The organism is Chitinophaga sp. (genome assembly GCF_036566945.1).
Lineage (GTDB): Bacteria > Bacteroidota > Bacteroidia > Chitinophagales > Chitinophagaceae > Chitinophaga.
Window position 1 is genome coordinate 1 of record NZ_DATCVJ010000692.1, and the last position, 5,087, is coordinate 5,087.

At 45.5% G+C, this 5,087-nt stretch carries 4 protein-coding genes; all 4 read right to left on the minus strand.

From position 1 onward, the window contains the following. Positions 1 to 107: 107 nt before the first annotated feature. Positions 108 to 1,805 carry a GMC family oxidoreductase gene (locus VIP81_RS20885; protein ID WP_331965762.1) on the minus strand — a complete coding sequence of 566 codons (1,698 nt, stop codon included), beginning with the start codon at positions 1,803 to 1,805 and terminating at the stop codon, positions 108 to 110. A gap of 87 nt (positions 1,806 to 1,892) precedes the next feature. Then, a complete protein-coding gene (locus VIP81_RS20890; RefSeq protein ID WP_331965765.1) occupies positions 1,893 to 3,590 on the minus strand; it encodes a GMC family oxidoreductase in 1,698 nt (565 codons plus the stop codon). Positions 3,591 to 3,621: 31 nt separating this feature from the next. Continuing rightward, complete coding sequence (locus VIP81_RS20895) at positions 3,622 to 4,197, minus strand: gluconate 2-dehydrogenase subunit 3 family protein (RefSeq protein WP_331965768.1); 576 nt, start codon at positions 4,195 to 4,197, stop codon at positions 3,622 to 3,624. 276 nt (positions 4,198 to 4,473) lie between these two features. After that, positions 4,474 to 5,087, minus strand: a 614-nt coding sequence (locus VIP81_RS20900; RefSeq protein WP_331965771.1) for a L,D-transpeptidase family protein, incomplete at its 5' end; no start/stop codon positions are given.

Consider the following 5,087-nt stretch of genomic DNA (forward strand, 5'->3'; position numbering starts at 1 on the left):
AATTACGAATTACGGATTTGTGGGTAGATAGTAAACGCGATGATTAGCATTTACTTTTGTCTACCCACAAATCCGTAATTCGTAATTTGTAATTCGTAATTCTCTTTTTAAATGTTCCCTTTTTTCAGTTCATTAACAGCATGATCACATGCTCTGGCAGTAAGTGCCATATAGGTGATAGAAGGATTCACACAAGAAGAGGAAGCCATGCAGGCGCCATCGGTTACAAATACATTCTTCGCAGCATGTACCTGGTTAAAACCATTGAGCACGGATGTTTTGGGATCTTTACCCATACGGGCCGTTCCCATTTCATGAATACAATGGCCCGGAGGAGGTGCGCTATCATACCCACTCACATTTTTCAATCCGGCTGCTTCCAGCATTTCAATGGCGCTGGCCTGCATATCCTTGCGCATGGCCATTTCATTGTCTTTGAATTCACAGTCGATGTCCAATGTGGGCAATCCGTATTTGTCTTTCTTTGTTTTATTCATCGTTACCTTATTCTCAAAATAAGGCAGATGTTCTCCCCATGAACCTACGCCCATGTTCCATTTGCCGGGTTCGGTCTGTGCTTCCTTCAGCTGCACACCAATACCTTCCCAGCTGTTGCCTCTATCTCTGCCGGCACCACCCTGGTAACCAAATCCACGCACATAATCCTTTTGCATGGTTTTGTCGTTGGTATTACGGAAACGGGGAATATAGATGCCATTAGGCCGGCGGCCACTATTGTAGTACTGATCTTCAAAACCTTCAAAGCTGCCACCGGCGCCAACGCCAAAGTGGTGATCCATCAGATTATGACCGAGTTGTCCGCTGTCGTTACCAAACCCATTCGGGAAACGGTCAGATACAGAATTCATCATAATCCAGCTGGTACCCAGTGTAGAACCATTCAGGAAGATGATATCTGCATAATATTCTACTGTTTGTAAAGTATGGGAATCCATGACCCTTACGCCGGTAGCTTTGCTTTTATCTTTATCATATAATACTTCCAATACTATAGAATCCGGACGCAAGGTCATATTACCCGTAGCTGCTGCGGCAGGCAGGGTAACGCCATTGCTGCTGAAGTAGCCGGTAAACGGACAACCACGTGCGCACAGGTTACGATACTGGCAGGGGCCGCGATCTTTCAATCCTTTGGTCAGGTGGGCTACACGGCCAATGGTGATGATACGGTCGTTATATTTTTCTTTTACACGGGCAGCCACATGTTTTTCCAGGCAATTCATTTCCATGGGAGGCAGAAAAATCCCATCCGGCAGCTGGGGCAATCCTTCGGCTTGTCCGCTTACACCAATATATCTTTCTACATATTCATACCAGGGAGCAATGTCTTTATAACGAATAGGCCAGTCTACCCCATGTCCGTCTTTTGCATTGGCTTCAAAATCGAGGTCGCTCCAGCGATACACCTGCCGTCCCCACATCAGGGAACGTCCGCCTACGTGATAGCCACGCAGCCAGTTGAAGGGCTTTACCTCGTTGTAGGGATTCTCTTTATCATCTACCCAGTATTGTTGTGTGGCTTCATCAAAAGCGTAGCAGCGGCTCTGGATAGGATGTTTCTCCCGCATTTCATTAGTGGTGTGGAGATGGTGGGCAAATTCCCAGGGCGCTTTCATGGCGGTGGTGTAGTCCTTGATGTGTTCTACATTACGGCCTCTTTCCAGCACCAGTGTTTTCAAACCTTTTTCACTCAGCTCTTTCGCAGCCCAGCCACCGCTGATGCCGGAACCTACCACGATGGCGTCATAGGTATTTTCTTTCTGCGCCTTTATATTAAGATTCATATCATCGGGTGTTAAAAGCGTTTAGCGGCCAGGAAACAGCCCTTTGTTAAAAAGGCTGCTGCTACCTGACCGCTAAGTACTATGATGTTAGATATTTCCTTTCTTTAATTCTTTTACGGCGTAATCCACCGCACGGGCTGTCATGGCCATGTACGTGAGGGAAGGATTTACGCAGGAAGCGGAGGTCATGAAAGAACCATCTGTTACGAATACGTTCTTCACGGCATGCATCTGGTTGAAACCATTGAGCATCGACGTTTTCGGATCACGCCCCATACGTGCGGTACCCATTTCATGGATAGCCATACCTGGGTAGGAGCCATTGTCGTATGTTTTCACGTTTTTCATTCCGGCTGCTTCCAGCATTTCTGCGGCATCATTCATCATGTCTACGCGCATCTTCTTTTCGTTCTCCTTGAATTCTGCATCGAATTTCAGCACCGGCTGGCCCCAGGCATCTTTCACGGAGTTATCCAGCGTTACCTTGTTGTCTTCGTATGGTAAACACTCACCGAAGCCGCCTAAACCAACGCTCCATTTGCCTGGTTCAGTGAGCATTTCTTTAAAGTCTTTACCTACGCCCATTTCAGCGATACCACGACTCCAGCCGGAACGACTGGCGCCCCCCTGGTAACCAAATCCACGGATATAATCGCGTTTATCGTTACCAATGTTGCGGTAGCGTGGCACATAGATACCGTTTGCACGGCGACCGAAAAAGTATTTATCCTCATACCCTTCCGCAGTACCGGAGGCACCGGTGCGGAAGTGGTGATCCATCAGGTTTTTACCAAGTACGCCGCTATCGTTACCTAATCCGTTCGGGAAGCGGGAAGAGATAGAGTTCATCATCACAAAAGTAGACCCCAGGGTAGAACCGTTGATGAAGATGATTTTAGCGTAGTATTCTACCGTTGCTTTGGTATGTTTATCGATCACTTTTACGCCGGTAGCTTTACCTAATTTTTCATCGTAGATCACGGAGTTCACGATGGAATCAGGGCGGAGCGTGAGGTTACCGGTAGCTACTGCCGCCGGCAAAGTAGACGACTGTGTGCTGAAATAAGCGCCAAACGGACATCCGCGGCTACACAGATTACGGTACTGGCATTTTTCACGGCCAGGGAGCGGTTGCGTGATATTGGCCACACGTCCCATGGTGATAATACGACCTTTGAATTTGTCTTCTACACTTTTCTTCACATCTTTTTCCACACAGTTCATTTCCATGGCAGGCATAAACTGACCATCGGGCAACTGTGGCAAACCTTCTTTTGATCCGCTGATACCTGCAAATTTCTCTACATAGTCGTACCAGGGGGCAATATCTTTATAGCGGATAGGCCAGTCTACGGCAATCCCATCTTTTAGGTTAGCTTCAAAGTCAATATCGCTGAGGCGATAAGACTGACGGCCCCACATGATGGATTTACCACCTACGATATCCGGACGATACCAGTCGAAGCGTTTTACTTCATTATATGGACTTTCGGAATCGTTGATCCAATATTTTTCGTTGTGTTCACTATAAGGATAATCGCGGCTGAGTTTAGGATGTGTTTCGCGCTGGTCTACGGTAATGCGGCCACGGTGTTTGAATTCCCATGGGTCTTTGGTGGCAGTATCGTAGTCTTTTACATGCTCCAGTGGTTTACCACGATCGAGCATGAGTACTTTTAATCCTTTTTCGGTGAGTTCTTTGGCTGCCCAGCCACCACTGATACCAGAGCCAATCACGATGGCATCATAGGTATGCTCTTCCTGTGCTTTTATATTCAGGTTCATATTTGATCAGATTTAAGCTTAAAAAGATGATTTATACTGCCCAGGCTTTTTCCCCTTTGGTATAAGGGATACAACCTTCGAATTTACCTGGTACCGGTACATAACGCAGGGCTTTGGTAGCACCTGGCTCTGAAGTAAAGTAACCCAGGAGGGTTAATTCTTTCAGGTACTGGAAGTAATGGGTAGGATCTCCTTCTTTTTTATCTTTACGCTGGTTGTAGGCTACGCGCTCCTCTTCGATGGTGGTAAGGAGTTTGGTGCGTTGTTCCGGCGTAATGTCCATGAAGCCTTTTTTGAATTCTTTGTTGCTGGCTGCATCAATTTTCGACAACCCATCCAGGAATACCTGTTGGTCTTCTTTCTTGTAGCAATCGTTCATCATTACAATAATGAATTCTTCTACTTTGGCATCTTTAGCACCGGGAGTGCTGGTTCTGGGAATGATGGTTTCCGCTACTTCTGCCAGGAAGGCTTTTGTTTCCGGCTTTTGCAAATCATAGTTTTTCGGAGCGGAACCTGTACAGCTTTCTAAAGCTGATAACGTGGAAGCGGAAATGGCGGTGCCTAACAAAATCGCCACATTCCTTATTGCGTCTCTTCTGTGCATAATAGTAAATTGATTTGACCTCCGAACAAGTTGGAAAAAAAAAAGCTAAAAACCAAATTAAAGTGAAGCGGATTTTTGTCTTTCCCAGGATTATACTGATTTTGATGATTTTCAGGATTTTACTTTTGGGATTTTAGATGATTAAAAAAAGATTAGCGAAGACAGGTGCGTCATCCGCTTCCATCTTCGCTAATCTTCTTTAATCTTATAAAAATTCCCTGGAAAAATCATCAAAATCATCAAAATCAGTATAATCCTGGGAAAGACAAACTCCGCTTACATAATATATTTCCCTTTATCGTCTACCAGCACGACCGGCAGGCGATGGTGTTTTTCAAAATAATCATATGCGCCTCTGAGTTCTGCCCAGAATTGTTTGGAAGAGCCGTCTGTGAGGCTAAAAGTCCCGAGATAGTTCATGGAGCCGGTATTACCGAATTTCACAGGGAAAACGTGTACCGGGATGAAATCCTGTCCGGCATTTTTCGCGTTTACCGCCATAATGTATACCTCATCGATGAATTCGTCTGTCAGTGGAATACAACCTACTGTGATGCAGTTGCCGTGAATATAGATTTCACCACCTGGATTTTTGGCGTCGCTCAGGATGCGATCGGAAAAATTGGGATAGTTGATACCCAGTGACAAGTGGTAATTGCTGTTCGGATTAAAATCGTTGATATAGTAGAAGCCTTCTGGCACTTGTCTGTCGCCTTCCTTTCGTTTAGGGCCCATTTTACCTGATAATGTGCATACGCGGTATGATTTAAACAAGCGGAAGGTATCCGATGCATTATTTTTTACCCATATTTCCATTTCACTGTCGAGTTTAAAGGAACGGATGAACATATACTTTGCAGGATAAGTCAGTCCTTTCTTTTCAAACTCTT

What these genes read in the sequence shown, in the direction of transcription:
- VIP81_RS20885 (WP_331965762.1), bottom strand. Translation starts at nt 1,805, where the DNA reads ATGAATCTTAATATAAAGGCGCAGAAAGAAAATACCTATGACGCCATC.
- VIP81_RS20890 (WP_331965765.1), bottom strand. Translation starts at nt 3,590, where the DNA reads ATGAACCTGAATATAAAAGCACAGGAAGAGCATACCTATGATGCCATC.
- VIP81_RS20895 (WP_331965768.1), bottom strand. Translation starts at nt 4,197, where the DNA reads ATGCACAGAAGAGACGCAATAAGGAATGTGGCGATTTTGTTAGGCACC.